We start from the raw sequence: 25,089 nt of genomic DNA, 5'->3' as shown, positions 1-25,089 counted from the left end.
AGTTTCGTGCCCTTATGAAAAAAACTGTGTTGTCCCTGTCGGTTCTGTTGGCCTTGTCCGGTCTGGCCGACGGCGTTCGTGCTGAAAAAGCCGACCGCAACAAGCCCATGAATGTGGAGTCCGACGCGTTGCGCTATGACGATCTCAAGCAGATCAGCATCTTCAGCGGCAATGTGGTGTTGACCAAGGGCAGCATCCTGATTCGCGGTAGTCAGATCGAGGTCCGCCAGGACCCGGAAGGCTACCAGTTCGGACTGGTCACCGGCTCGCCGGACAAGCAGGCCTTTTTCCGCCAGAAGCGCGATGGTATTGATGAATACATCGAAGGCGAGGGCGACACCATCGAATACGACGGCAAAGCGGACACCGTGCGCTTCATCAAAAAAGCCCAGATGCGGCGTCTGCGTGGCGCTGTGCTGGCCGATGAGGTCACCGGGGCGGTCATCGTCTACGAAAACCTGACCGACCGCTTTACGGTCGACGGCGCACCGAAAACCGCCGCAGCGCCTGCCGGGCGGGTGCGTGCCATGCTGTCGCCCAAGCCGGAACCCGTCTCTGCCGCTCCGTCCAACGGCGGCGCAGCACTGAAAATCACCCCCCAGGTTGAGAAGGCCGTCCAGTGAGTGAGCGTGCCCCCAACACCCCGGACAGCAGTGCCGGGCGGCTCGAAGCCCGCCATTTGCAAAAGTACTATGGCAAGCGCCAGGTCGTCAAAGACGTATCGCTGGCGGTGCGCACGGGTGAAGTGGTGGGTTTGCTGGGCCCGAATGGCGCCGGCAAAACCACCTCGTTTTACATGATTGTGGGTTTGCTGCGCGCCAGCGCCGGCGACATCACGATCGATGGGGAAAGTATCGAGCACATGCCCATCCACCGCCGGGCACGGTTGGGCTTGGGCTATTTGCCGCAAGAGGCGTCGATCTTCCGCAAGCTCAATGTGGAAGACAACGTGCGCGCTGTGCTGGAGTTGCAGCGCGATGATGCAGGTGCACCGCTGAAGTCTGACGAAATTGAACGCCGCCTCACCGATTTGCTGCAAGAGCTCCGCGTGGAGCATTTGCGGGAATCGCCATCGCTGGCGTTATCGGGCGGCGAGCGTCGCCGCGTTGAGATTGCGCGCGCCCTGGCGACCCGGCCGCGTTTCATTCTGTTGGATGAGCCCTTCGCGGGGATTGACCCGATCGCGGTCATTGAGATTCAGCGCATCATCAATTTCCTGAAAGCCCGTGGCATCGGTGTGCTGATTACCGACCACAACGTGCGTGAAACTTTGGGTATTTGCGATCATGCTTACATCATCAGCGACGGGCATGTGCTGGCCGAAGGCACGCCCGCCGATATTGTGAACAACGTCGATGTGCGCCGGGTGTACCTCGGTGAACACTTCAAGATGTAGATGAAACAAGGTCTCTCGCTCCGTGTTTCACAGCATCTGGCGCTCACGCCCCAGCTGCAACAATCTATCCGCCTGCTGCAACTCTCCACCTTGGAGCTCAGCCAGGAAGTGGAACAGATGCTCGACGAAAACCCGTTTCTGGAGCTCACAGAGGAGCGTGCGGAGCGGGAGGAGTTCGGCCTCGATACCGTCGATGCCACGGTCAGCGATGGCGACAGGCTGAGCGAGCAAGAGTCTGATTTTGCCACTAATTCGATAGCTGACTACGCAAGCGCTACCTCGGCCAGCAGTACTTCTGACGAAGAATCCTCGCCTTTGTCGACCAGTGACGAGCCGAACTGGGAAGGCGATGGCACCACAGAAATGACCCCGGATGATGGGGAGTGGGGCGTCGATGCCAAGGCCAAAACCAACAATCTGGACGACGACGAGCACAAGGACGCCACCGAGCTGGCCCGCTCCGGCGAGTCGCTTCAGGCCTATTTGCACCGCCAGGCGGCTGGTTTGCGTTTGAGCCCTGAAGATGCTGCTGCGCTGCGTTTCTTGATCGAGTCGTTGAATGACGACGGTTACCTCGAAGAGCCACTGGCTGAATTGGCTCAAAGTCTGCACCCTGCTGATGAAGAGCAGCTTCACGAGCTCGTGCACCACTTCACCGTAGCGCGGGGTTTGCTGCACAGCCTGGAGCCGGTGGGGGTCGGGGCCCGCGACCTCGGGGAGTGTTTGCGCCTGCAGATCCAGTCTTTGCTGCGCATTGCCGACGAGGACGGGGAGTGGAGCCGCATCGAGGTACTGCAAGTGGCCTTGGCTATTTGCAAGCAACCCATGGAGCTGCTGGCTCGCCGGGACATCAAGCGCCTGGTGCAGGCCGGGGTGGGGGGCGACGCGCTGGTGCGCGAAGCCATTGCCCTGATTGCCCGGCTGGAACCCAAGCCAGGTCGCCGCTTTGTCGATGTGGAGCGCAACATTGTGGTGCCCGATGTGCTGGTCGTACCCATCGGCCGGGTCGGTGGTGCTGCCAAGTTCCGCGTGCAGCTCAACCCGGATGTGATGCCGCGCCTCAAGGTGCACGACATCTATGCCAATGTGCTGCGCAACCACAAAGCCAGCTCCAGCCACGCCGGCCTGCAGCAGCGGCTCCAGGAGGCGCGCTGGTTCATCAAGAACATCCAGCAGCGCTTCGACACGATTCTGCGGGTCAGCACCGCAATTGTGGAGCGACAAAAGAATTTCTTCACCCATGGCGAGCTGGCCATGCGCCCTCTGGTGCTTCGTGAAATTGCCGATGAGCTGGGCCTGCATGAGTCCACCATCAGCCGGGTCACCACCGCCAAGTACATGGCCACGCCCTTCGGCACCTTTGAGTTGAAGTACTTTTTCGGCTCCGGCCTGGGCACCGAGAGCGGAGGCAATGCCTCCAGCACCGCGGTACGGGCGCTGATCAAACAATTTATTGCCTCCGAGAGCTCTAAAAAGCCCTTGAGCGATAACCAGATTTCCGACATGCTCAAAGAGCAGGGCATTGAATGCGCCCGGCGCACCGTGGCCAAATACCGCGAGGGGCTGAAGATTGCCCCCGCCTCACTCCGCAAAGCGCTATGAACCAACTGACTCTTTTTCTCCCCTGCGCTGCCGGCGTGGAGGACTATCTGGCCCCCGAAATTTTGCAGATCACCGGGCTGCCTCCCGGTTGCATTACCAAACAACGTGGCGGCGTGGCCGTGCGCACCGGGTTTGAGCATGCGATGCTGCTCAACCTCTACAGCCGCTTGGCGCAGCGGGTGCTGGTGCTGGTGTCGTACACCGAGTACCGCAGCGAGCAGGACTTGTACCGCGCAGCCATGCAGGTAGCGTGGGAGCGTTGGTTTACGCCGCGCGAAAGTATCAAGGTGGAGGTCACTGCCCAGCACAGCCCGCTGACCTCGCTGAACTTTGCAGCGCTCAAGGTGAAGGACGCCGTCTGCGACCGCTTCCGTGAAGTGGCGGGCGGTGTGCGGCCGGACGTGAATACCCAATGGCCCGATGTGCGCATTTACGCCCATCTGACCACCGATGCATGCTCGCTCTACATCGACACCTCGGGCGAGCCGCTGTTCAAGCGGGGCTGGCGCGAAGACAAGGGCGACGCCCCGCTGAAAGAAACCCTGGCCGCGGCCATGATTGCCGCCAGCGGCTGGGCATCGGGTGACGACGATCTGCTGCCCCTGTACGACCCCTGCTGCGGTAGCGGCACGGTGGTCATTGAGGCCGCCCAGATTGCGTGCAATATCGCAGCCGGCTCGCTGCGCCGCTTCGCGTTTGAGAAGTACAAGCCTTTCCGCCCTGACGCGTGGGCTGCTATGAAAAAAGAAGCTGCAGACGCCGTCATGAAACCGGAGCCAGGCCAAAAGGCCTTGATCTACGGCAGCGATGTGTCGTTCCGTATGGTCGACTTTGCCGAGCGCAATGCACAGCGCGCCGGGGTGGCGGACGTGATTGAGTTCCGCGGCGGCGATGCGCTCCAGCGCATGCCTCCCTTGGAGGTGAGCGAGACCGGCGGTGGCGTGATGCTAATCAACCCGCCGTATGGCGAGCGTATCGGTATCGGCGGTGTGGCCGGCGAGGGCGAGGGCGCCCGCTTCGGCGCCCGCGACCTGGCGGAAGCCGACGAGGGGGTGGACTTCTTCAACCAGTTGGCCAGCCACTGGAAGAAAAACTACAGCGGCTGGACCGCCTGGATGCTCACCCCGGACTTGAAGCTACCCGGCAAGATGCGACTCAAAGAATCCCGCCGCGTGCCCATGTGGAACGGGCCGCTGGAGTGCCGCCTGTTCAAGTTCGACATGGTCAAGGGCCGCCTGGCCAAACCCGGCACGGCGTCGCCCGATGCCTGAGATGGCGCCGGGTATCGTGCTCGACACCAACATCGTGCTCGATCTGTTGGTGTTCAAAGACCCCTTGACCGAACCCCTGCGGGCTGCCCTGGCATCAGGCCAGGTGCGCTGGATTGGCACAGCCGCTATGCGTGATGAGCTGGAGCGGGTGCTGGCCTACCCGCAAATCGCCAAGCGGCTTGATTTTTATGCTTTGCAGGCGCAGGCCGTGCTGGCTACGCGGGATGCCCTGGTCCACACCGTACTCGTGGCAGACAAGGCGCCGGTCACCTGCAAAGACCCGGACGATCAGCGCTTTATCGACCTCGCGGTCGCGCATCGCTGTGCGGTACTGAGCAAAGACCACGCGGTACTTTGTATGGCAAAAAGGCTTCTGGCCCTCGGCGCACATGCGCGATGCGCTATGTAATTGATAGCGGCGCTGACTGCGGAATAGCCATGCGGATCTGGGTGCCCACACCCTCCTGGCTCTCTATGCCGATATGTCCGGCCAGTACATTGGTCACGAGGTTGTAGACGATGTACATGCCCAAGCCACTGCCGCCCCTTCCCAGTTTGGTGGTGTAGAAGGGCTCAAAAATATGGGGTAGGTGGGTCGCAGGGATTCCGCGACCATCGTCAGAGTAGTGGAGCAGAACGCCGGCGCCATCAAGCTGAGCGGTGATGTCGATGCGGCCCTCGTCTCGGTTCTCAAATCCATGGGCGATGGAGTTCGCCAAGAGGTTGGTTAACACCTGTTCCAGCGGGCCGGGATAGCTGTCCAACTCAAGATCTTCGTCGATGAGCAACCGCACCTCTTGTGTTGCGTGCTTGAACATCGGCCTGGTCGTGTGCAGTACCTCTTGCACGATGGCCAACAGCCGGAATCTGCGTCGGCGGGAACTGGTCTGGTCGACGGCGACTTCTTTGAAGTCGTTGATCAGTTTGGCGGCCCGTGCTGCGTTACGCTCAATCAGAAGACTGGCCTCCTGAATTCGCTGTGCACCTCGTTCCACATCGCTCCGGCGGGCCGAGCCAGAGAGTAATTTCTGGCTGAATGAGCTTGCTTCCTCCGTGAGTGTGCTGGCGACCGCCAAGACATTGCCGATAGGGGTATTGAGCTCATGGGCCACACCCGCCACCAGGCTACCCAAGGCGGCTAGCTTTTCGCTTTGCACCAGTTGGCCCATGGCGCGTTGCAACTCTTGGTTGCGCGAGTCCACGCGGGCTTCCAGCTCCCGGTTCAAATCCTCCAGATTGGTCTGAACGCGCTTAAGCTGCGTTACATCGATAAGCGTTTCAATGGCGCCGGTAATCGTGCCGTGCTCATCGCGTAACGGGGCTGCACAAAATCGCCCCCACATCCCCTGAGTTTTCTGCTGGTTGGTGAAGTAGCTTTCGCCTTCCAGTGCACCAGGTATCTGGCTGCTTTTGCGCAAGCGACCTGCATAGTAGCGTTCTAAATCGTCAGGTTGCGCGCCATCCACTAGCACGTCCAGCAAGCAGGGCCGTGGGCTCGGGTAGATGCCACGCCAGCTATCCCTGGTACCGACGACTTCATGGGCGGGAACCCCTGTGAGTCGGGTCATTTCTGGATTCCAGAATGTCACTTTGTGGTCGGCATCGATAGCAAAAACGGCAATCGGCAAGTTCTCGTAGATCTGGCGGATCCGGTATTCCAGATCTCGGGCAAGTTGCTCTGCGTGCTTGCGATCACTGATGTCACGGACCGTGGATACCGTCCGGGTATGTGATCCCATATCCACGCGCACCATGGAAATTTCGGACCAGAATTGACTTCCGTCCTTGCGCTGCTGGTGCCACTCGAAAAAATGTTCTCCTTCGCGCAACACTTTCTCGAATATTTCTCTAGCAGAGTCCGCATTGAATTGCGGGCCTAGAGCCGTCAAGTCTTGCGGCTTCAAAAGTCGGGCTTGGGCAGCGGTATACCCGAACATGGCTTCGAATCGCGGGTTGGTATCGACTATCTGTCCATTCCCCATGTCGCGGACGACGATAGCGTCCGGGCTATGGTCAAAAAGGTCACGGAAGTTTTTTTCACTTTGCCGGATTGCGCGTGCTGCCGCATTGCGACTTTGCATGCCGTAAACAAGCAGGCCGATGATGATTAACAAGCTCCCGAACAGTGTGGCCAGCCAGGCAAAGTGCGGTCGTAACTCGTCCCAAGCATGGATTGGCACGTTGACCACGGTCGCCTGCTCCGGCAGGAGGTCACGGTCAATACCCCAGCGCTCGATCTGCTGGTGATCAAATGTCGCATGACTGGGCCCAGTTGTCATGGGTAAAGGCGTCGATGCGGTGCCGCTGATTAGCTGCTGCGCCAAGCGTCCAATCGCTTGGCCTTGTTCCCGGCCCGAAATCAAAAATCCGCCCAATATCCCCGGCCGCATCGCAACATCGCGGGTCACGGCGACAGGGGCTCCAGATGCGCGAGCCCACAAATCGGCGGCCTCTTCATGGGTGAGAATTTTGCCGCGGGAGTCGCGATTGAATGGCAGTGCGAACACCAAGTCCTGTGCTCCCAACTGGGCCAACCGGTCTTGTACCGCTTCAGCGCTGATGTCGGTGAGGTATTCAATTTGCAACTGTGCTTGTGCCGTCAATCCACGGCGCAGTGTCTCAATCTGGGCCAGGCTGGTGCGGCTCTGGTCATGAATGACGACAACCCGGCGTGTTTTCGGCAACATGCGCAGCACTGCTGAAAGGCTGCTGCTTACGTCAATGTCGTCAAAAACTCCACCGATGTTGGCCTCTCTTTCCAACGCCGACAAACGACTGATGGCGATTCCCGAAAACAGAACCGGCATGCGTGGGAAATGGGCTTTGCGGAGTCGCAAGGCAAGATCCAGTGCGTCATCGTCAGACGCGAGAATCATGGCTGGCGGAGAGCTGCCGATTTTGGTCAGCAATACCGCCTCTAGTTCTTGGTAATAGCGGTCAGAGGGCCTGACACGCTTGGTATCCAGGTACTCCAGTTGGAGGTCGATCGGCGGCTCTATTTCCTCGAGTTCGGCGCGAACGCCCGCCACCTGGGCATCGCTCCAAGCCATTCCCGGATGGTAGGACACCAACATGAGCACGCGCGTAGTCTCTACAGCCCAAGTTACTGGCGTGGCGATGAGTAAGGTCGCCAGCACCCACCATTTGAGCTTTCGAAGCATCCCGTGCCGCATGCTTACTCGGGGCGCAGGGCAAAGCTGTGCGCTTGCGCCCGTGGCCAGGTGTGGCGGTAGATCAAGGGCAAACTCGCGACCGATTCACCTAGCAGTGCCCCGTTGGGCAGCTGGGTCAGTATGAACTGCGCCAGCGAGCGGACCTTGTTGTCACTGCGGCGGACGATGTGGTGAGCCGTGATTTCATTGGGGTGGAACACCCCCACGGCTTGCACCATTTCTTTGAGCGCAAACAAAGTCTGTTGGTGAAAGTTGTAGACCCGTTCCGCCTTGTCAGGCACGACCAGGCTTTGCTGTCGCAGCGGGTCTTGAGTGGTCACGCCAGTGGGGCAGTGGCCCGTGTGGCAGTGCTGCGCCTGGATGCAGCCCAGCGCAAACATAAAGCCCCGGGCACTGTTGCACCAGTCGGCACCCAGCGCCATATAGCGGGCCACATCAAAGGCGCTCACCACTTTGCCGGCCACACCAATTTTCACGCGATCCCGCAGGCCTGCGCCTCGCAGGGTGTTGTGTACCAGCAGCAGTCCCTCTTGCACCGGGGCTCCCACGTGGTCGGTGAATTCGAGAGGGGCGGCTCCGGTGCCACCTTCTGCGCCGTCCACCACAATAAAGTCGGGGGTGATGCCGGTTTCCATCATGGCCTTCACCATGGCAAACCATTCCCACGGATGGCCGATACACAGCTTCATGCCGGTGGGTTTGCCCCTCGAGAGCTCGCGCAAGCGGGCAATGAATTGCATCATTTCTACCGGCGTAGAAAACGCGCTGTGCGAGGCGGGGGAAATGCAGTCCACCCCCACCGGCACGCCACGGGCTTCGGCAATCTCGGGGGTGACTTTGGGACCGGGCAACATGCCTCCATGGCCCGGCTTGGCACCCTGGCTGAGCTTGAGCTCAATCATCTTGACCTGCGGGTCTTGGGCGTTGACTGCGAACTTGTCGGCGTTAAAGCTGCCGTCGTCATTGCGGCAACCGAAATAGCCCGATGCCACCTCCCAGATCAGGTCACCGCCATGCACCCGGTGGTGGGCGGAGATGGAGCCTTCTCCGGTGTCATGGGCAAAGTTGCCGCGGTGCGCGCCCTTGTTGAGCGCCAGAATTGCGTTGGCACTCAGGGCGCCAAAACTCATGGCCGAGATATTGAATACGCTGGCGGAGTAGGGGTGGGCCGTGTGCTCGCCAATGGTGATGCGGAAGTCGTGCGACGCGATTTTGGTGGGCGACACGGAGTGGTTGACCCACTCATAGCCATCTGCGTGCACATCGAGCTGCGTGCCGAAAGGGCGCTTGTCCGGGTCTCCCTTGGCCCGCTGGTACACCAGCGAACGCTGCGAGCGGGAGAACGGAGTGGCTTCGTTATCGCTCTCAATAAAGTACTGGCGGATCTCCGGCCGGACAAACTCCAGCATGAATCGCAGGTGCCCGATGATGGGGTAGTTGCGCAGAATGGAGCGCTTGGTCTGGCGCAGGTCATACACCCCCACCCCCACCAGTACCGCTGCCAGCAGAAAGGTGCCCAGGCCCACACCAAAAACCAGCAGGCTGAACACACTGAGTAGCAGAGCAAAAGCGCTCAACCCCAAGACGGTGTAGCGGATGGGGAAAACGGCATTCAAGGTATTGAGCATGGCAGGAGACTCCTTCGGAGAGACAATACCAGCCTGCACCCTCTTTGCACAGCTTATGACTACCTATACCCCCAACGAATCTACAACCGGCCCCGATGCGGGTGCCGAACTCACCCTGAGTCCCCAGGAATTTGATGAAATTGACACCATCCTGGACGATCTGCGCACCCGCCAAGAAGAAATCCCGCAGTGGGAATTCTGCGAAGGCTTCATGGCCGCGCTGGTGGTGTGCCGCCGCCCGATTGCGGTAGAGGAATACTTCCCTGTCCTGTTGGATATGGAGGTTCCTTCAGCGGGCGAGGCCGGCGGGTTTGCTGACGCCGCGCAAGCTGCCCGCTTCATGGCGCTGTGGATGCGCCGCTGGGACGACGTAGTGCGCGGACTGGGTGTGGAGATCAATGGCCTGGATGACGAAAACGCCTACCACCCCGAGGTGATGGATGTCCGTGGTGCCATTGCCTCATTGTCCGAGGAAGATCGCGCCAAAATGGAAGGCGAAGACTTGCCCTCCTTTGGACAAGTCTGGGCGCTGGGCTTTATGTTTGCGGTGGAATCCTGGCCCGAAGAGTGGGCTGCCCCCCGCGACAAAGAAGCGGAAAAGTGGCTCGATGCTTCCTTGCAAGCCATCGTCGCCCTCACCGAAGACGACACCGACGAACCCACCATTTCGGTATTCGACGACAACGGCCCGGCCAGCGTGAGCCAGAGCCGCATTAACGACTTTTCAGACGCTGTCTGGGCGGTGTATGACTTGCGCGAGCTGTGGCGCAATTTCGGCCCGCGTGTGGAAACCGTGCGCAAGGAAGCCGAGCCCGGTCGCAACGACCCGTGCGATTGCGGCAGCGGCAAGAAATACAAAAAGTGCCACGGCGCTTAAGTGCGCACGTTCACCACGGCAACTCGGTGCCGTCGTGATTGATAAATCCGCCGCTGTGCTCAGCTTGAAGCGCGTTGATGACTGCCAGCAGGCGCTCGGCGGCGGCTGCAGGAGTCCGCACCTCTAAGCCTGTTTTGGCAAACGGGGTGGACAAGCCAGTGTCCACCGTGCCCGGGTGCATGGCGATGCACATCGCCTGCGGGTGCCGGCGCTTTAACTCAATGGCGGCGGTGTGCACCAGCTGGTTGAGCGCCGCTTTGGCTGCGCGGTAGCTGTACCAGCCGCCCAGCCGGTTGTCGCCAATGCTGCCCACTTTGGCGGACAAGGTGGCAAACACACTCTTGCCATCGCGGGGCAGCAACGGCAAAAAATGCTTCATCAGCAAGGCGGGGCCGATGGCGTTCACCGCAAAGCTGTGGGCCATGTGGGCCGGGTCCAGTTGCTGCCAGCTTTTCTCGGGGCTCCAGATGTCGTTGTGCAAAAAACCGGTGGCATCTAGCACCAGGCGCACGGGGAGTTGCCGCGCTTGCACCTGCTGCGCACAGGTGCAGATGCTGTCCTCATCCAACAGGTCCAGCGCGGGCTTGGTGTGGCGGCTCAAGCCCACCACGGCCTCCAGGCCGCCAGTGGCTTCCAGTGCCTGCACCAAGGCCGCACCGATACCCCCGCCGGCACCGATCACTACCGCCATGCCGCCTGAGGGAAAACTCTGAAGGGGGGCACTTTCATGCATGGAAAAACTCCTTCAACTGCCGGGCTGTCACGTCCGGCAGCTCTTCGGGTATGAAGTGACCCGCGGGTAGAACCTGAGCGCTCACGGTGGCGGCACACTGGGCCGTCCACAAGGCCACGGGGTCAAACAAGCGGTTCACCACCCCGCGCTCGCCCCACAGCACCAGCGTGTTGCAGGCAATGCGCCCGGCCGCGTCGGGCAGGGCGCGGCTGGCGCGGTCGTGCTCCAGGTCGATACCTGCGCTTGCGCGGTAGTCCTCGCACATGCTGTGCACGGTGCCTGGCAGCTGAAAGCACCGCTCGTACTCCGCCATGGCCTGTGGCTCGATGAAGCCGGTCCCGCTGCCGCCCCAGCCGCCCAACTTGGTGTGCAGGTAGGGCAAGGGCGCCCCGAGAATCATGGTCTCGGGCAAGGGCGCGGGCTGAATCAGGTGAAACCAGTGGTAGTAAGCACTCGCGTAGGCGAAGTCGGTCGCCGCGTACATGTCCAGCGTGGGCGCGATGTCGATCACGCACAGCCCCTGCACCCGCTGCGGGTGGTCCAGAGCCAGCCGGTGGGCGACGCGCCCGCCTCGGTCATGCCCGCACACGCCGAAGCGCGGCACCCCCAGCGCATCCATCAGCGCGACCATGTCTGCGGCCAAGGTGCGTTTGCTGTAGTTGCTGTGGTCGGGCAGACCTGCCGGTTTGTCGGAGTCGCCATAGCCCCGCAGGTCTGGCATAACGAGGTAAAAATCTTGCGCCAGTAGCTGGGCGACCCGCGCCCACAGCACATGGGTTTGTGGAAAGCCGTGGAGCAAAAGTAGTGCGGGTCGCGCGCCTTGCGCCTCCCGGGGCACCCGCGCATGGATGCGCACGCCGTTGACCATGAAGTCGCGTTCCACAAAACCGTCAAACCAAGGCATGGGTGTGTTCCTCGTAGTGCAATGCTGGGTCCCGAGGCTACGTGATTTGTAAAAGTGGGCCCGTATTGCAGCCAATAGCCACAGTCCGCACTATGATGATCCGACAACACAGACAGGCACGATGACGATGGGACGCCACAGTTCTCAACAGCCACTTTTTCGCAGCCTGGCGGGGGCCGCGCTGCTGTGGCTGGCCGGTGCTTGGATGCCAGCGATTGCCGAGGTATTGCGCCTTGCGACCGGTGAGTTGCCACCGTATTCGACGCAGGAGCGCCCCGACCAAGGGATAGCCCTCGACATTGTCCGCAGGGCCTTTGCCCATGAAGGGCTGGAGGTCCAGTACAGCTTCAAGCCCTGGACCCGCACCCTAGAGGAGTCCCGTGCAGGGCTGTGGGACGCCACCGCCTACTGGGGGCGCAACCCTGAGCGGGACAAAGGCTTTTTGATCAGCGACAACGTGCTCACCGAGCAATGGGTGCTGGTCTACCGGCAGTCGGCCTTCAAAGACACCCCCTTCGACTGGAAGGTGCTTGCTGACTTGAAGGGCCTGCGCGTTGGCATCGTGCAGTCTTACACCTACACCCCGGAGTTCTGGAGCCTGCTGCGGGCCGGCACACTGACCACCGTGAGCGCCCCGGATGACCTGGCCCACCTGCGCCTGCTCCTGGGCGGGCGTGTGGATGTCGTGCCCATGGAGCGTAACGTGGCGTGTTACTTGTTGCAGCACCACTTTGCGGACAGCGATGTGCAGGATTTGCGTGCCCACCCACGCTTGTTCGCCCCGAACTTCACCACCCATGTGATGTTCAGCGACAAGCTCCCGGCCAGTGCCGCCCGCTTACAGGCCTTCAACCGGGGCTTGCGGGCCTTGAAGCGAACGCCTGCCTATGCCGAAAAGCTCAACTGGCCCGGTTGCCGCCTGAATGCCATTGCTGCGGCGCCCGAGCGCCCGGCCCCCAAAGGCAAGCGCTGACGCGGACTCTCAGGTTTGAGGTGTGAGTAGCGCTACCAGCCGTGTAAGGCTGTGCCGCACCGTGGCCGCGCGCACGGCAGCGCGGTCTCCTGCAAAATGCTGCACTTCGCTCCACACGCCGTGGGGCGTGGCCCAGCCGAACCAGACGGTGCCGACCGGCTTGTCCGGGCTACCTCCGCCGGGGCCGGCAATGCCGGTGACCGAGAGGGCCACTTGGGCCCGCGAGTGCTGCAAAGCTCCGCTTGCCATAGCCCGTGCCACCGGCTCGCTCACCGCGCCATGGGCGGCAATCAACTCAGCCGGCACTCCTAAAAGCTCGGTCTTGGCTTCGTTGGAATAGGTCACCAAGCCGCGTTCAAACCAGGCGCTCGACCCCGCGAGGTCGGTGCAGGCAGCGGCAATCATGCCGCCGGTGCAGCTCTCGGCGGTGGCGAGCATCCATGGGCGTTTTAGCATCAAATCGGCCACTAGCCCAGGTAGAGTATGCGCAGACAGCTCCTCATTTGATAGCAAATTGTCCGTTGCGAAGCTCACACGAACCTCCAGATGGCGATCACCAGCAAGGTGCAGCCGGCGGCTACCAGATCGTCGAGCATGATGCCCCAGCCTGCCTTGGTCCAGGCGTGGCGGTCGGTGTCTGCTTGCAGGTCGTGAAAGAGCCGGTCGGCCCAGCCCACCGGGCCGGGCTTGGCCGCGTCAAAGTAGCGAAACAGGCCGAAGGCCAGTGCCTGCCCCACCAGCGAGGTGGGTGTGACCAGCCACAGCACCAGCCAGAAGGCCACCACCTCGTCGATGACGATGTTGCCCGGGTCCAGCACGCCCATGTTGCGTGCGGTCACCGTGCTGGCCCACCAGCCCACCGGAATGCTGGCAGCAATCAGCACCCCCCAGCCGAACTCCCCCAGCCACTGCGAGAGCGCAATAAACGCCGCCCAGGCCCACAAGGTGCCCGAGGTGCCTGGTGCGATGCGCGACAGGCCGGAGCCCAAGCCCAGCGCAATCACATGCGCGGGGTGCGAAAACATGAATTTGGCGGTGGGCCCGGCCGGTTTGCTGGGGCGCGGCGGGTACAGCGGCTCGCCGGTTTGGGTGTCGAGTGGGATCAGGGTAACGGGTTCGCTCATACCCCGATTATTCAACGGCGCCGTTGGCTGATGCTCAGTCGTGCAGTGATTTCCACTCCGCCCGATAGTCCATGCAGGCGCGGATCTTGGGCAAGCGGTGCCGCTCTTGCGGCGTCACGGCGTAAATGGGAACCCGGCCACCGTCAAACTGCGTTTGCAGCAGGGGGATGAATTCGCCCGCGCGCTTGCCGGGGCCGTGGTGGCTTAGGCCACTGCCAAGTGGCCCACGGGGTAGAGGGCGCAGCGGATGATGTGCTCTTTCTGAGCCGGTAGGCCCTGAATAAAGGTCGCGAGGCTGTGGCCTTCTGCGCGCGCCACAAAGCCGCTGCGGGTGTAGATGCCATCGGGTTCCGACCAGACCCACTGAATTTCACCCCCGTCCAGCGTCTCAATACCTTGGTCGGTGGCGAAGTGCATCTCCAGTTGGAAGGACTTGCCGGTCAATTGCGAGCCGGCCTGTGACAAGATCTGCACGCCCCCTTCGCTGACATCCAGAATCAGTGCCGCAAGGGCTTGGGGTTGGTTCGCATCGCGAAAAGCGAAATAGGTTGCGGCCTGACTGCCCGAACCGATACGGAAAAAAGTTGCGCGCGTGTGTACGCGTTGTTCTGATCTCGCCATGGCGTGCCTCCTGAAGTATCTAGTTGCCGCGATGCTGCCTTTGGTACATGGCAGTGGCGTGACAGTCGTGTGACGGGGCGGATCTGTCAGCGCTGTTGGCAGGCCTTGGAGGTGACTATGCGGCTAGGCGAGCGGCGTGGCCGGGAGGTGGCGACCCCGGTTGCAGGTGCCATGGCTGATGGCCAGATTTTCCAAGTGACTGCTGCCCCCTTCGCTCTGGGGGCGGATGTGTTCCAGCGTCGCGTCTTCAGGGGCGACATGCAGACCACACACCCAGCAGGGCACTTGCCCATGCAGTTGGCGCGCAACGGTGTTGTAAATCTTGGTTCTGGTGAGTGAGAGTCGGCTCATGCGGGCATTTTCAGGGCAAATGTTCAGCGGTGGACGGTTGGGTTTGCCCGTTTCAGCGGTGGGCCGTGTAATCCAGACATGAATCCTCGGTCTGACCATAGCCAGGCTGAAAGTTAGAGTTTTGGAATGGATAGGTATGTCTGAATGGTTGTCCCGGTTGCCCAAGTGGCTGCGCCGCTCTGAGGCGCGACAGGCCCCCTTGCGGGTGATGGACTTGCTAGCGGAGCGGGCTTTGGAGCCGATGTTCCAGCCCATGGTGGATTTGCGCAGCGGCGTGCTTCTGGGCCAGGAGGCCTTGGTGCGCGCACCACGCAGGCTGACGGATGCGAGCGTAGAGGCCTTGCTCGAAGCCGCGACCCGCGAGCGCTGCCTGAAAAACTTTGAGCTGTCTTGCCTGGAACTGGCCCTGACCCATTGGTCCACCCACGGGGGCAAGGGCCAGCTGTTCGTGAACTTCAGTGCGCAGTCGCTCGTGCAGTTGCAGGAGTCTGATGCGGCCGGCATGTTGCTGCACCTGATGCACAAACACAAGGTGTCGCCGCGCCGTGTGGGCTTGGATCTGGCGGGTTACACCCGCATTCCCAAGATCGACGTGTTGTTGAATGCCTTGGCACCACTCCGCGAAGCGGGTGTGAGCATTGCGCTGGACAACTTCAAGGCCTCGGAAAATAGCATGAAAGTCTGGGGCAAAGTCCTACCCAATGTCGTCAAGATGGCGCCCCGCTGGACCCACAACATTGCGGTGGACGCTGAAAACACCCGTGTGGTTCGCAGCCTGGTGCGGCTCACCCGCAACCACAACGCACTGCTCGTTGCCAAGTCGGTGGAAACCGAAGCGGAGCTGCGCACCATGGCGAGCCTCGGGGTCGACATAGCCCAAGGGTTTTTCTTGGGAAGCCCTTCGCCAGAGCCGGTGCGGAGCTTGAACCTCCGGGCCCGGGACATCCTGGGAACCACCACGGCCGTGCCGTCCTATCCCGCGCCGCTTGTGCCCCCGGCCGCACCGCTGAACCCGCCAGTGCTCGAAACCCGCTTCTCCCTCTTGTCTTGAGCTTGGGCCGGAGTTGGAGTTGGAGCTGGATCGCAGCCTGAGGGCACTGAGGCTGCGATCGGGAGCTAAGCCCGGTCCAGCCGCTCGAGCAAAGCCAGGAGGTCCGGGATACTGGCATTCAGGGTGTTCTGGTTGTCCTCCCGCTGGCTGCGGGCAAAGGCGTGCCAGGTGTGGATAGACAAAATCTCCAGTTTCCCGTAAGACAGCTTGAGCCAGCCGTGGGTCGCGAGTTGTTGCACGTACTCGGAAAACAAAGTTCTCGACACCCCACAGAGTGAGGCCAGGGTGTTCTGGGGAATCGGAATCTCCACGCCTTCCCCGAAACCGATGGTAGGTGGCCGGTCTGAGCGGTAGGCCAGGGCTTCCGCAAACTGGGCCAGGCCCATAACCACCCGCATGCACGGGTTGCCCAGCTTCATCAGCGTCAGGGTTTCCGAGGTTTTTTGCACCCGCCAGGCCATGAGCTTGGCAACGAAGCGGGCAAAGTTCGGCTCCGTCACAAACAAGTGGTCAAACTGCGCAGCCGGCAGGGTGAGTACTTCCGTGGCGGTCAGGCACACGTAGTCGGCAAAGCTGGGCTTGCGGTTGATGATGGATTGCTCACCGAACCACGCTCCGCGCCCGTACACCGAAATAGGGGTGGACTCCGAGTTGGTGGTGGGTACCGAAGCGGAAACCAGGCCTTGGATGATGAACATCCACTGCTTTACCTCGCTGCCCTTGCTCCACAAGCGCTTACCTGCGTCAAAGGCCTGCACCTTGACCATGGGAGCGGTTTGCAAGGCCAAGGTGTCGGACAACCCCAAACGCTTGAGCTGCTTGTAAACATAGCCTTGAGCGGCGGGGGTGTCGGCGGGCAAAAACGCTCCTGAGCAGATATTCGGTACCGCCAAGCGGCGGCCAGGGTATTGTCAAACAAAGTCCCGCGCGGTCGTAGGAACAATGTCCGGTTTACGCTTTTTTACAGACCGGACCCAGTCGCCGCCTTGAAGTGGTCAAAACTCGCCCAGTCCCCCTGCAAAGGCTGACCATCCGGCCCGAGCACCCGTACTCCAGTGCCGGCGACCACCCGGCCGATGCGCGTGACCGGGGTCTGGCTCTGCGCGGCCGCAGCCGCTACCGCCTCGCGCCGAGCGGGCAGTGCGGTAAAGACCAGCTCGTAGTCGTCCCCACCGCACAAGACATAGCGCAGGTCACGGGCCTGGTGCCCAGTTTTTAGGTCAAAAGTGCCGCTAGCCCAATTGGAATATGCGCAGTTGGCTATTAAAGTAATAGCAACATCCGCCTGCAGTTCTGCGCCTGTTCCGCTTGCTTTGAGGATGTGACCCAGGTCGCCCAGCAGCCCGTCGCTCACATCGGCAGCGGCATGGGCCACACCGCGCAGAGCTTGGCCGAGTGCGACCCGGGGGCTGGGTTGTTCGAGGCGCTGGCGGGCCCGGGTTTTTTCGGGCTCGGGCAGTTCATCGCGGCCCCACAGGCAATGCAAGGCCTGCGCAGCATCGCCCAGGGTGCCGCTGACCCAGATGTCATCACCCGCCCGGGCACCACTGCGCAGCAAAGCTTGCCCGGGTGGCACTTCACCGAACACGGTGATGCAAATATTGAGCGGGCCCCGGGTGGTGTCGCCACCCACCAAAGGGCAGTCGTGCGCATCGGCCAGCGTAAACAGGCCTTGCGAAAACTCCCGAAGCCAGTCGGCATCGGCATCCGGCAAACTCAGCGCGAGCGTGAAGCCGACGGGCTTGGCGCCACAGGCGGCCAGGTCACTCAAGTTGACGGCCAAGGCTTTGTGCCCCAGGGTGCGGGAGCTCACGTCGGGGAAAAAATGCCGCCCGCTGACCAGCATGTCGCTGCTAATGGCCCACTGCATGCCCGGCGTGGGCTGCAACAAAGCGCAATCGTCTCCGATACCCAGCACCACGCGGGTGGGCAGCGGGTGCCCGGCGCGTGCAAAGTACTGTGCGATCAGCTCAAACTCGCCCGGACTGCTCATTCTTTGGCGGGCCACAAAAAGCTCAGTGGCCGGGCGCCCAGGCGTTGCCAGATGGCCGAGCGGATGCGGGAGCGGTCGATGCCGGAAATATTGTGGGCCTGCAAAGCCACCCGGAATGCGAGGTAAAAGCTCACGCCGACATTGAGCAAGCCAATCAGGGGAATGCTGGCGACTGCCCACCACAGTGCCGGGTTGCGGACTACTTCCCAACCCAGAGCCGCGCAGGCGGCGCCCAGCTGGCCGGCTGAGAGCGTGACGTGGCGAACATCGAGCGCCGGGCCGAGAAACGCCAGAATGGCCGGCACCAGGCCCAGCATCATGCCCAAGGAGATGTTGGCGGCAAGCCCGGAAATGTGGTGGCGCATAAAGAGCGCCCAGCGGTCCGCTCTCAGGGAGCCCAGCAGGGCCGTGATGCGCGGGTTGTAGCGGATGGCCGAATCCAGCCGATGGAGCACAAACCAGTTCTCCACCCACCCCGCCACGATGCTGCTGGAGAACAGCAGCACGCCGGTGAACGCGGCGAACAACAAGGAGGGGCCCAGGAGGGTGAGCGAGTGCAGCACGTAGTCCGCACGCTCAGCGCTGATCATGGGCGCGCCGGTGGCCAGCATCATGCCGGCGGACAACAGCACTGTCACCGGAAACACCAGCATCACGTTGCCCAGAATGGCTGCCATTTGTGAGCGCACCAGATGGGTCACCTCATCCACAAAGGCCTGTAGTGCCTGGGAGTCGGAGATGTCTTTTAGTTTGGCGGCCATGGCCGGGGCTGTCATGGCCGGCTGCTTGGTGGCCAGCGTGAAGTGCAGCATCTGGATCAGCACAAAGCTCGCGGCATACATAACGCCGGACCAGAATCCATACCAAAAGGCCGACAGGCCCACGGCCATGATGCCGAACTTCATGGCCGTGGTCAGCGCGGTCAGGGCGCCGCCACCGGCCGCGTTGCCCAGCATGGCGCGGTATTCCGCCCGGTTGCGGGTGATGTAGTGCTCGCCGGTCTCGGAGCTGCGCTCGGCCACCTTGGCGGCAAGCAGGGAGGAGTTGGACGCAATCAGGGCGCCGACGCTGCGTTGCTCCTGGCCGACGCTGGCCAGGTGCGAGAGCAGCCGCGCGGCGCTGGTGTGGCCGGTGTCGTCGAGCAGGCAATCCAGCAGCGCCCGCACCCGCAGCACCCGCTCACGCAATTGCCGCAGGCGAAACACCAGGTCCACCGAGATGCCGTGCGCATCCAGGTGGGTGTAGACCGTGGAGGCGGCTTGCCGGCAGGCGTCGAGCTGGTTGCGGAAATGGTGCGCGGCCGGGTCTGTGTTGGCGCCGCCCAGCCAGGCATCAATGACCTGGTCCAGATCTGCCGCGAGACTGTGAAAGGGGCTGCCATCGCGGACCGGGCTGCTCATGCGCAGGCGCATTTCCTGCGAAAAACCGGTGGCCCGGATCTGGCTGACGCAAAAAGTCAAGGCGTTGACCAGGGTGTGCTGCCACATGCTGACAGGGCGCAATGCGCGGGGCAAGCTTTCGGCAGGGGCGGTCAGCGTGAGCAGCGCAGCGAGGCGAGCCAGTGTTGGGGCCGGCAGGGCGGCAATCCAGAGGGCATCGCGCGGGTGGTGCAACACCAGGGCAAACAATTCCGAGGCGTCCTGCGTTTCGGGCGTGGCGGGCAGTAGCTTGCGATTCAAGCGCTCCACCAGCTCGCTCACAAAGGCGTTGCGGGAGCCGAAGCCGTAGTCCGAGAGCAGGGTGCTGCCATCCACAGTGCCCAGCAGTTCGGCCCACCAGTTTCGCAAATGCTTGGTGGTGTGGGGGCGTGCGGCCAGCACGTCCAGGAGCAGTTCCACACGGGCTGCCGGTGCCTCCGGGGCTTCTTCGGTGCCGCGCACCCAGGTCACCAAGCGGATCAGCCAGATATGCCGCTCCACCGCCGTGGCCGGGTGTTCCAGCTGCTCCAGCAGGGTCGAGAGGTCGTCTTGAGCTTTTGCCATATCAGTGCAGGGTGCGCGGGCCGCCTGAGTCACTCAAGGCATCGAGTACAAACATCGGGATGTCGGTGTCGAATTTTTCGCCGTCTTCGGCCACGCAAAAAAAGCTCCCGTGCATGGTGCCGGTCGGGGTGCGCAGGCGGGTGCCGCTGGTGTACTCGAAGGCCTGCCCGGGTTTGAGCAAGGGTTGTTGCCCCACCACCCCCAGGCCTTTGACCCGCTCGGTGTGCCCGTTGGCGTCGTTCACGTTCCAGGTGCGGGAAATCAGTTGGGCGCTCACTTCACCGATGTTGACAATGGTGATGGTGTAGGCGAAGACGTACAAGTCCTCGTCCGGCGCCGATTGATCTGCGAGGTATTGGGGTTTGACTTCCACCAGAAAAGCATATTTGGCCATCCGGCAATGCTACCTGCGAAAATAGGCAGCTTGAAATACCCCCACAATCCCGAAACCACTCTCTGGACGTCGTTGTCATGACCTTTCGCATTGCCCCTTCCATCCTCTCTGCCGACTTCGCCCGCCTGGGCGAAGAAGTGGCCAACGTGATCGCTGCCGGTGCGGACTGGATTCACTTTGATGTGATGGACAACCACTATGTGCCCAACCTGACCTTCGGCCCCATGATCTGCAGCGCCCTCAAACCCCACGCCAATACGGCGGCGGGTGTGGCCGTGCCGATCGATGTGCACCTCATGATTTCGCCGGTGGATGCGCTGGCGGCCAGCTTTGCCGAGGCGGGCGCGGATTACATCAGTTTCCACCCCGACGCTTCCGGCCACGTGCACCGCAGCGTGCAGGCTATCAAAAGCAAGGGCGTGAAGGCGGGCCTGGTGTTCAACCCTGCCGAGCCGCTGGATGTGCTGGACTGGGTGATTGACGACATTGACCTTATCCTCATCATGAGCGTGAACCCCGGCTTTGGGGGCCAAAGCTTCATCGACTCCGCCCTGCGCAAGATTGAGGCGGTGCGCAAGCGCATCGACGCCAGTGGCAAGGACATCCGCCTGGAAGTGGACGGCGGCATCAAGACCGACAACATCCGCCGCGTGGCCGATGCCGGTGCCGATACCTTTGTGGCCGGCAGTGCGATTTTCGGCAAGCCGGACTACAAGGCCGTGGTGGACGCGATGCGTCTGGCGCTGGCCTGATGCACGTCGCCGCCTAGCCCGGCACCCTCCTTTTGAACACGCTCACACGCATCGCAGTTCGCGTCCGGGAGTCCCTGGGCCACTTGTTGGTGGGCGGGCGGCATGCACACATCCGGGTACGGGTGGCGATGTATGGGGTCTTGCTGCTCTTGCTGTTGCTGGGCATGTTCCGGGCGGTCTTGTCCTTGCAGTGGCAGGCCGACCGTCAGGTTGATTTGCAGCTGCTCCAAACCGTGGCAGAGCAGCGGGTGTTGGTGGGGCGCTTGAGTCTGCTGTTGCCTGATGGATCGCACGAGGTCTCTGAAGGACAACGCCAAGACCTGCGTTTGAGCAGCGCGCGGCTGCGCAACGAAACCGAGGTCGCCGAGGCGCTGTTGCAGACCCAGACTGCAACCGCGCCGCTGGAGTCCGCCGAGGTGCTGGCGGCGTTCCGCGAATGGGCATCGGTTCGCCGGGCCTTGTGGGTGCCACTGGACGCTGTACAGATTCCTGGGGCAAGCGTGCAGACTGTCGAAGTCGCCGAGTTGCGCCAGGCCTTGCAGCGTGCGGAGAGTGCGCTGTATGGGCTAGCCCGGGAGTTGACCGCCGAGACCGCGCAGCGCAGTCGTCGCCTTATCGGAACGGTCTGGGCGATTGCCACCGGGATTCTTATCCTCGCACTGACGCTTGCGATGTTGGTCGTGGAGCCAACGGCGCGGGCAGTGCGTCGCCAATACCAGGAGCTGACCCGTCAGGCAGAGCGGCTGAAGCGGATGGCGACTGTGGCGGAGATCAGTTCCAACGCGATCGCCATTACGGATGCGGGCTTGCGAGTGGTGTGGGTGAATCAGGCCTTTAGCGCCCTGACCGGCCACAGCGACGAGCAGGCCTGTGGTCGCCGTATCGGCACGCTGCTCAAAGGGCGCAGTGCTGACCCCACCCATTTCACCGAGTTCACCGAGTCGCTGATACGGGGGCGCGGCATCAAGCGCGAGGTGCGCATCGTGACCAAGAAAGGGGAGCTCGGCTGGGTGTTGCTGGACATGCAGCCGATCTCGGAGCCGGACGGGGCTGTGTCCGGCTGGGTCATGGTCGCAACGGACCTGAGCGAGGTGCGCTCACAGCAGGAAATTTTGTCGCTGGCAGTATCAGGCGCAGGCCTGGGTATCTGGCATTGGGATCTGGTGGACCAGAGTGTGGGCTGGAACCGGCGCATGCAGCAGATATTGGGCTACCCCGACGGGGTGTTGGTGCCCCACGCCTCGACTTGGCGCAGCCTGATCCACCCCGAAGATTTGTCCGCCTGGGAGCAGTCGGTGCGCATGCACCTGCAGGATGAATCCCGCGAGCACCGCCTGTCGGTGCGCCTGCGCCACTACTCCGGACGGTGGGTCTGGATATTGTTTGCAGGGCGGGCTGCCGACCGCACGGTCCAAGGGCGTGTGCTCCGGATCGCGGGGGTTGCCATGGACGTGAACGCGCAGAAAGCGCTGGAGCAGCAACTGCGCACCGCCGCCCGTACCGACGACCTGACCGCGCTGCCCAACCGCACCGAGATGGTGGAGATGATCCGCGCCGCCATTGAGCGCCGCCGCCAGGAGCCCGGCTACCACTTCGCAGTGCTGTTCATGGACTTTGACCGTTTCAAACAAGTCAACGACACCTTGGGCCACACCGTGGGAGACGCTTTGTTGCGCCAGATTGCGCGCCGCCTGGAGGAGAGCTTGCGCCCCGGCGATGCGTTTGTGCAAGCCGACGATTTTGAGAAAGTCGCCGCCCGGATCGGGGGCGATGAGTTCGTGGTGTTGCTGGACGACATCCGGGGGGACCTGGACGCCATCCACGTCGCCGGGCGTTTGCTGGATGTGCTGGCCGTGCCCTACCAGGTGGAAGGGCACCGGGTGACCTCGACGGTGAGCATCGGCATCGTGACCAGCCTCCATGCGCAAGCCGACGCGGACAGCGTGCTGCGCGATGCAGACATTGCCATGTACGAGGCCAAGCGCACCGGGCGCGCACGCTATGTGGTGTTTGACCCTGCCATGCGCTCTGAGCTGAGTGACTCCGTGGCCCTGGAAAACGATCTTCGTGAGGCGCTGGGCAAGCACGAAATGTCGGTGGTGTACCAGCCGCTGGTGCGCCTGCCCGGGTATGAGCTTGCGGGTATGGAGGCTCTGGTCCGCTGGCGGCACCCGGTGCGCGGGCCGGTGTCGCCAGTCGACTTTATTCCTTTGGCAGAGTCGTGCGGGCTGATTGCAGCCTTGGGCCAATTTGTGTTGGAAGAGTCCTGCCTGGCATTTGAAAAGCTGCAGCGGGTGCTCGGGCCGGAAGCGCCCCCCAGTGTCTCGGTCAACCTGTCGCGGGCGCAGTTGCGTGAGCCCGGTTTGGTGGAGTTGGTGCGCGACGCCTTGCGCAACGCTCACATGGAGCCCCACCAGCTGGTCCTGGAGGTCACCGAGAGCCTGGCGGCCCAGGACGCGTTGGTGCAAAGCACCTTGCAGGCGCTGCGCGCCATGGGGGTGGCTCTGTCATTGGACGACTTCGGCACCGGGTATTCCTCACTGGCCTGCTTGCATGAGCTTCCGGTCCACTCCATCAAAATCGACCGCTCGTTTGTGAGCTTGCTCGACCAGAGTGAATACCACCGTGTGCTCATCGAGGCGACCCTCAAGGTGGCGGCCACTTTGCAACTCGGCACGGTGGCGGAGGGTATTGAAACAGAAGCCCAAGCCCGGCAGATGGCTGACTTGGGCTGCGAAAAGGCGCAGGGTTATTGGATCGCGCGCCCCATGCCTTTGAATGAATTGGTGTCCTGGATACAAGGGCGCCCCAAGCAGGAACACCTATGGTGAGAGACCCGATACAACTACCCTTGGCAGCCACGGATGCGGTCATCGTCGACCTCGACGGAACGATGGTCGATACCTTGGGCGACTTTGTCCAAGCCTTGCAGCGCATGCTCGCAGAATTGCCGGAGCCTTTTCAGAGCTTTGTGGTCGAACAGGCGCTGGTGGAGCGGCTGGTCGGCAAAGGCTCCGAACACTTAATAAAAAGCCTTCTGGCCCATATAGATACTGCGCAAGTAGCTACAAAAAACGTAGCATTGTTCGAGGCGGCATGGCAGGCCTACCAACGCCACTACCCGGAGGTCAACGGGCACTATTCCGCGGTGTACCCCGGCGTGCGGGAGGCGCTTGCACAGTGGCAGCAGGCGGGTCTGAAGCTTGTTTGTGTGACCAACAAGCCCACTGCATTTGCGCAGGCTTTGTTGGCTGAAAAGCAGTTGGCGGTTTACTTCAGTGCAGTCATTGGTGGTGACGCGGTGGCCCGCAAAAAACCGGACCCCATGCCCTTGCTGCACGCCTGCGCACAGTTGCAGACGGTGCCGGCCCGGACCTTGATGGTGGGCGACTCCAGCAACGACGCCCTGGCCGCGCGCGCTGCCGGTTGCCCGGTCATTTTGGTCAGCTACGGCTACAACCACGGCGAGCCGGTCGACCGTGTGGATGCCGATGGTGTGCTGGACTTTCTAGCCCAGCTGCACTGGGTTTAAAAAGTCTCCCAGTCATCATCACCACCTGCGGGCGTGGCCTTGAAGCTGGTTTTGGGCGGAGTCGGCGCATGGGCTACCAGCACCGGTGGTGCCTTGCCCGCAGGCGGCTTAGCCGTAGTGCTTGCCGGTTTGGCGGCGCTGGGCTTGGGGAGTGTCTGCGCGGCGGCTCTGCGCTCGGTGCCTGCGAATGTTTTCTTGGCCGGTGATTGGCTGCGCACCGCGGCAGGTGCAGCAGGTGCCGACAGGTGGCTGGCGCCGGTGTAGGTGCTGCTGTGGCTTTCATTCCCCAACTTAAACACCGCCACCACCTGCACCAGGTCATTGGCCTGACTTTTCAGGCTGCTTGCAGCGGCTGCCATTTCTTCTACCAGCGCAGCGTTTTGTTGCGTGGCTTGGTCCATCTGGGTGACGGCTTCTCCCACTTGGGAGACTCCCGCACTTTGCTCCGAGCTGGCCGCGCTGATTTCTCCCATGATGTCGGTCACTCTGCGGATGCTGCTGACCACTTCGGTCATGGTCTCGCCGGCTTTGTCGACTAGGTTGCTGCCTTGCTCGACCCGCTCTACGCTGGCGTTGATCAGGATTTTGATTTCTTTGGCGGCTTCGGCAGATCGCCCGGCCAGTGAGCGCACCTCAGAAGCTACTACGGCAAAGCCACGGCCTTGTTCTCCGGCTCTAGCGGCTTCTACGGCTGCGTTCAGGGCCAGGATGTTGGTTTGGAAGGCGATGCCG

24 protein-coding genes are annotated in these 25,089 nt (G+C 62.1%); 11 read left to right on the top strand and 13 right to left on the bottom strand.

Going from position 1 to position 25,089, the window contains the following annotated elements; translation table 11 throughout:
* Window positions 1-14: 14 nt before the first annotated feature.
* Genes lptA through QZW03_RS15610 form a run of 5 tightly spaced genes read left to right on the top strand, consistent with a single transcriptional unit; the run spans window position 15 to window position 4,678 of the window.
* Window positions 15-623, top strand: coding sequence for a lipopolysaccharide transport periplasmic protein LptA (gene lptA / locus QZW03_RS15630; RefSeq protein ID WP_296510946.1), 609 nt, complete (start codon window positions 15-17; stop codon window positions 621-623).
* Window positions 620-1,396 (top strand): LPS export ABC transporter ATP-binding protein, encoded by a 777-nt coding sequence (gene lptB / locus QZW03_RS15625; protein WP_296510945.1) that lies wholly within the window; start codon window positions 620-622, stop codon window positions 1,394-1,396. Before lptA ends, lptB begins: the two co-directional genes overlap by 4 nt.
* Entirely contained in the window at window positions 1,397-2,998 is a 1,602-nt protein-coding gene (rpoN, locus tag QZW03_RS15620; protein WP_296510944.1) for an RNA polymerase factor sigma-54, read from the top strand.
* Entirely contained in the window at window positions 2,995-4,269 is a 1,275-nt protein-coding gene (locus QZW03_RS15615; RefSeq protein ID WP_296510942.1) for a THUMP domain-containing protein, read from the top strand. The genes rpoN and QZW03_RS15615 overlap by 4 nt, the downstream gene beginning before the upstream one ends.
* Complete coding sequence (locus tag QZW03_RS15610; RefSeq protein WP_296510940.1) at window positions 4,262-4,678, top strand: putative toxin-antitoxin system toxin component, PIN family; 417 nt, start codon at window positions 4,262-4,264, stop codon at window positions 4,676-4,678. Before QZW03_RS15615 ends, QZW03_RS15610 begins: the two co-directional genes overlap by 8 nt.
* Here the strand turns inward: QZW03_RS15610 and QZW03_RS15605 are convergent.
* Both QZW03_RS15605 and QZW03_RS15600 read right to left on the bottom strand, forming a co-directional pair.
* Window positions 4,671-7,442: a PAS domain S-box protein gene (locus QZW03_RS15605; RefSeq protein ID WP_296510938.1), complete on the bottom strand. Its 2,772-nt coding sequence runs from the start codon at window positions 7,440-7,442 to the stop codon at window positions 4,671-4,673. The two genes, QZW03_RS15610 and QZW03_RS15605, sit on opposite strands and share 8 nt — an antisense overlap.
* A gap of 2 nt (window positions 7,443-7,444) precedes the next feature.
* Window positions 7,445-9,070 (bottom strand): FMN-binding glutamate synthase family protein, encoded by a 1,626-nt coding sequence (locus QZW03_RS15600; RefSeq protein WP_296510937.1) that lies wholly within the window; start codon window positions 9,068-9,070, stop codon window positions 7,445-7,447.
* 55 nt (window positions 9,071-9,125) lie between these two features.
* Between QZW03_RS15600 and QZW03_RS15595 the strand changes: the two genes are divergently transcribed.
* The gene (locus QZW03_RS15595; RefSeq protein ID WP_296510936.1) at window positions 9,126-9,947 is read left to right on the top strand and encodes a UPF0149 family protein; all 822 of its coding nucleotides are present in this window, start codon (window positions 9,126-9,128) and stop codon (window positions 9,945-9,947) included.
* 10 nt (window positions 9,948-9,957) lie between these two features.
* Here the strand turns inward: QZW03_RS15595 and QZW03_RS15590 are convergent, their stop codons facing one another.
* Both QZW03_RS15590 and QZW03_RS15585 read right to left on the bottom strand, forming a co-directional pair.
* Window positions 9,958-10,680, bottom strand: coding sequence for an SDR family NAD(P)-dependent oxidoreductase (locus QZW03_RS15590; protein WP_296510934.1), 723 nt, complete (start codon window positions 10,678-10,680; stop codon window positions 9,958-9,960).
* Entirely contained in the window at window positions 10,673-11,584 is a 912-nt protein-coding gene (locus QZW03_RS15585; RefSeq protein WP_296510932.1) for an alpha/beta hydrolase, read from the bottom strand. Before QZW03_RS15585 ends, QZW03_RS15590 begins: the two co-directional genes overlap by 8 nt.
* A gap of 121 nt (window positions 11,585-11,705) precedes the next feature.
* Between QZW03_RS15585 and QZW03_RS15580 the strand changes: the two genes are divergently transcribed.
* On the top strand, window positions 11,706-12,557 hold the full coding sequence (locus QZW03_RS15580) for a transporter substrate-binding domain-containing protein (RefSeq protein WP_296510930.1): 852 nt from the start codon (window positions 11,706-11,708) through the stop codon (window positions 12,555-12,557).
* 9 nt (window positions 12,558-12,566) lie between these two features.
* Here QZW03_RS15580 and QZW03_RS15575 read toward each other — a convergent pair whose 3' ends face one another.
* The 4 genes from QZW03_RS15575 to QZW03_RS15560 form a co-directional block, all read right to left on the bottom strand.
* Window positions 12,567-13,013 (bottom strand): CinA family protein, encoded by a 447-nt coding sequence (locus QZW03_RS15575; RefSeq protein ID WP_296510929.1) that lies wholly within the window; start codon window positions 13,011-13,013, stop codon window positions 12,567-12,569.
* 74 nt (window positions 13,014-13,087) lie between these two features.
* Entirely contained in the window at window positions 13,088-13,582 is a 495-nt protein-coding gene (locus tag QZW03_RS15570; protein WP_296510982.1) for a phosphatidylglycerophosphatase A, read from the bottom strand.
* A gap of 303 nt (window positions 13,583-13,885) precedes the next feature.
* Window positions 13,886-14,302 carry a PilZ domain-containing protein gene (locus QZW03_RS15565; RefSeq protein WP_296510928.1) on the bottom strand — a complete coding sequence of 139 codons (417 nt, stop codon included), beginning with the start codon at window positions 14,300-14,302 and terminating at the stop codon, window positions 13,886-13,888.
* Window positions 14,303-14,425: 123 nt separating this feature from the next.
* Entirely contained in the window at window positions 14,426-14,653 is a 228-nt protein-coding gene (locus QZW03_RS15560) for an HNH endonuclease signature motif containing protein (RefSeq protein ID WP_296510927.1), read from the bottom strand.
* A gap of 136 nt (window positions 14,654-14,789) precedes the next feature.
* Here QZW03_RS15560 and QZW03_RS15555 point away from each other — a divergent pair, with 136 nt between their 5' ends.
* Window positions 14,790-15,704, top strand: coding sequence for an EAL domain-containing protein (locus QZW03_RS15555; RefSeq protein ID WP_296510926.1), 915 nt, complete (start codon window positions 14,790-14,792; stop codon window positions 15,702-15,704).
* A gap of 65 nt (window positions 15,705-15,769) precedes the next feature.
* On the opposite strand, the gene QZW03_RS15550 is transcribed toward QZW03_RS15555, so the two are convergent.
* The 4 genes from QZW03_RS15550 to apaG all read right to left on the bottom strand — a co-directional run bounded on the left by QZW03_RS15550 (window position 15,770) and on the right by apaG (window position 20,073).
* Window positions 15,770-16,564, bottom strand: coding sequence for a Crp/Fnr family transcriptional regulator (locus QZW03_RS15550; protein WP_296510925.1), 795 nt, complete (start codon window positions 16,562-16,564; stop codon window positions 15,770-15,772).
* 101 nt (window positions 16,565-16,665) lie between these two features.
* Window positions 16,666-17,697, bottom strand: coding sequence for a thiamine-phosphate kinase (gene thiL / locus QZW03_RS15545; protein WP_296510924.1), 1,032 nt, complete (start codon window positions 17,695-17,697; stop codon window positions 16,666-16,668).
* Window positions 17,694-19,679 carry a site-specific recombinase gene (locus QZW03_RS15540; protein ID WP_296510923.1) on the bottom strand — a complete coding sequence of 662 codons (1,986 nt, stop codon included), beginning with the start codon at window positions 19,677-19,679 and terminating at the stop codon, window positions 17,694-17,696. Before QZW03_RS15540 ends, thiL begins: the two co-directional genes overlap by 4 nt.
* Before the next feature lies 1 nt (window position 19,680).
* Complete coding sequence (gene apaG, locus QZW03_RS15535; protein WP_296510922.1) at window positions 19,681-20,073, bottom strand: Co2+/Mg2+ efflux protein ApaG; 393 nt, start codon at window positions 20,071-20,073, stop codon at window positions 19,681-19,683.
* Window positions 20,074-20,150: 77 nt separating this feature from the next.
* On the opposite strand from apaG, the gene rpe reads away from it, so the two are divergent.
* From rpe to gph, 3 genes are read left to right on the top strand one after another with little or no spacing between them, the layout of a single operon-like run.
* Window positions 20,151-20,825 (top strand): ribulose-phosphate 3-epimerase, encoded by a 675-nt coding sequence (rpe, locus tag QZW03_RS15530; RefSeq protein ID WP_296510921.1) that lies wholly within the window; start codon window positions 20,151-20,153, stop codon window positions 20,823-20,825.
* Window positions 20,826-20,857: 32 nt separating this feature from the next.
* Window positions 20,858-23,656, top strand: coding sequence for a bifunctional diguanylate cyclase/phosphodiesterase (locus QZW03_RS15525; protein ID WP_296510920.1), 2,799 nt, complete (start codon window positions 20,858-20,860; stop codon window positions 23,654-23,656).
* Window positions 23,650-24,357, top strand: a complete 708-nt coding sequence (gph, locus tag QZW03_RS15520; protein ID WP_296510919.1) for a phosphoglycolate phosphatase — start codon at window positions 23,650-23,652, stop codon at window positions 24,355-24,357. Before QZW03_RS15525 ends, gph begins: the two co-directional genes overlap by 7 nt.
* On the opposite strand, the gene QZW03_RS15515 is transcribed toward gph, so the two are convergent.
* A partial coding sequence (locus tag QZW03_RS15515; protein WP_296510918.1) for a methyl-accepting chemotaxis protein occupies window positions 24,354-25,089 on the bottom strand: 736 nt, incomplete at its 5' end. The two genes, gph and QZW03_RS15515, sit on opposite strands and share 4 nt — an antisense overlap.

Source organism: Rhodoferax sp., assembly GCF_013297935.1.
In the GTDB taxonomy this organism is placed as follows: Bacteria; Pseudomonadota; Gammaproteobacteria; order Burkholderiales; family Burkholderiaceae_C; genus Allorhodoferax.
The sequence above is the reverse complement of the archived record's forward strand: the minus strand, read 5'-3'. Positions and strand labels throughout refer to the sequence as shown.

Bases quoted from the DNA above. Each gene is read 5' to 3' on its own strand.
- rpe (WP_296510921.1), top strand. From the start codon at position 20,151: ATGACCTTTCGCATTGCCCCTTCCATCCTCTCTGCCGACTTCGCCCGC.
- QZW03_RS15540 (WP_296510923.1), bottom strand. From the start codon at position 19,679: ATGGCAAAAGCTCAAGACGACCTCTCGACCCTGCTGGAGCAGCTGGAA.
- QZW03_RS15565 (WP_296510928.1), bottom strand. From the start codon at position 14,302: ATGGCGAGATCAGAACAACGCGTACACACGCGCGCAACTTTTTTCCGT.
- QZW03_RS15580 (WP_296510930.1), top strand. From the start codon at position 11,706: ATGACGATGGGACGCCACAGTTCTCAACAGCCACTTTTTCGCAGCCTG.
- QZW03_RS15560 (WP_296510927.1), bottom strand. From the start codon at position 14,653: ATGAGCCGACTCTCACTCACCAGAACCAAGATTTACAACACCGTTGCG.
- gph (WP_296510919.1), top strand. From the start codon at position 23,650: ATGGTGAGAGACCCGATACAACTACCCTTGGCAGCCACGGATGCGGTC.
- QZW03_RS15590 (WP_296510934.1), bottom strand. From the start codon at position 10,680: ATGCATGAAAGTGCCCCCCTTCAGAGTTTTCCCTCAGGCGGCATGGCG.
- QZW03_RS15600 (WP_296510937.1), bottom strand. From the start codon at position 9,070: ATGCTCAATACCTTGAATGCCGTTTTCCCCATCCGCTACACCGTCTTG.
- QZW03_RS15595 (WP_296510936.1), top strand. From the start codon at position 9,126: ATGACTACCTATACCCCCAACGAATCTACAACCGGCCCCGATGCGGGT.
- lptA (WP_296510946.1), top strand. From the start codon at position 15: ATGAAAAAAACTGTGTTGTCCCTGTCGGTTCTGTTGGCCTTGTCCGGT.
- thiL (WP_296510924.1), bottom strand. From the start codon at position 17,697: ATGAGCAGTCCGGGCGAGTTTGAGCTGATCGCACAGTACTTTGCACGC.
- QZW03_RS15585 (WP_296510932.1), bottom strand. From the start codon at position 11,584: ATGCCTTGGTTTGACGGTTTTGTGGAACGCGACTTCATGGTCAACGGC.
- rpoN (WP_296510944.1), top strand. From the start codon at position 1,397: ATGAAACAAGGTCTCTCGCTCCGTGTTTCACAGCATCTGGCGCTCACG.
- QZW03_RS15570 (WP_296510982.1), bottom strand. From the start codon at position 13,582: ATGTTTTCGCACCCCGCGCATGTGATTGCGCTGGGCTTGGGCTCCGGC.
- QZW03_RS15615 (WP_296510942.1), top strand. From the start codon at position 2,995: ATGAACCAACTGACTCTTTTTCTCCCCTGCGCTGCCGGCGTGGAGGAC.
- QZW03_RS15605 (WP_296510938.1), bottom strand. From the start codon at position 7,442: ATGCGGCACGGGATGCTTCGAAAGCTCAAATGGTGGGTGCTGGCGACC.
- apaG (WP_296510922.1), bottom strand. From the start codon at position 20,073: ATGGCCAAATATGCTTTTCTGGTGGAAGTCAAACCCCAATACCTCGCA.
- QZW03_RS15575 (WP_296510929.1), bottom strand. From the start codon at position 13,013: ATGCTAAAACGCCCATGGATGCTCGCCACCGCCGAGAGCTGCACCGGC.
- QZW03_RS15610 (WP_296510940.1), top strand. From the start codon at position 4,262: ATGCCTGAGATGGCGCCGGGTATCGTGCTCGACACCAACATCGTGCTC.
- QZW03_RS15555 (WP_296510926.1), top strand. From the start codon at position 14,790: ATGTCTGAATGGTTGTCCCGGTTGCCCAAGTGGCTGCGCCGCTCTGAG.